The organism is Vibrio sp. 10N.222.55.C6, from assembly GCF_041473395.1.
Classification (GTDB): domain Bacteria; phylum Pseudomonadota; class Gammaproteobacteria; order Enterobacterales; family Vibrionaceae; genus Vibrio; species Vibrio crassostreae_C.
Genome location: NZ_JBFRSD010001007.1, coordinates 1 through 336, shown reverse-complemented (window position 1 = coordinate 336; position 336 = coordinate 1). Strand labels below are relative to the sequence as shown.

The window sequence follows — 336 nt, the reverse complement described above, 5'->3', positions numbered from 1 at the left end:
ACATTGAATGACCTTGCTGCCGATGAGTCTCTTCCTAAAGAAGCTCGTGAACGTGCAGCCTTTGCCGCTGCTAACTTACTGATTTCAGATTTCGAGGACTAATATGAACCTCGCTAACTTTGAAAAAATGGATCCAGTGATGTTGATGAGCATCGTCAACATGAAGCTTCGTGACGACTTCGGCGGTGATTTAGATCGAGTGGTCAACTTCTACGAAATCGACAAAGCAGCCTTAATCGCTAAGCTCGCGTCTGCTGGTTTTGAGTATCTTCCAGAAGCTAAACAGTTTCGATAGTCGTTTAAAAAATCTTCCTATTTAAAGACCAACCTCTGTGT

At 43.2% G+C, this 336-nt stretch carries 2 protein-coding genes; both read left to right on the top strand.

The annotated features are described in order from the left end of the window. Positions 1 to 102 (top strand): YaeP family protein (locus AB4486_RS27295; protein WP_372119917.1); only part of this gene is annotated, 102 nt, incomplete at its 5' end. Position 103: 1 nt separating this feature from the next. Continuing rightward, complete coding sequence (locus tag AB4486_RS27290; protein WP_004738555.1) at positions 104 to 295, top strand: DUF4250 domain-containing protein; 192 nt, start codon at positions 104 to 106, stop codon at positions 293 to 295. Positions 296 to 336: the final 41 nt, after the last annotated feature.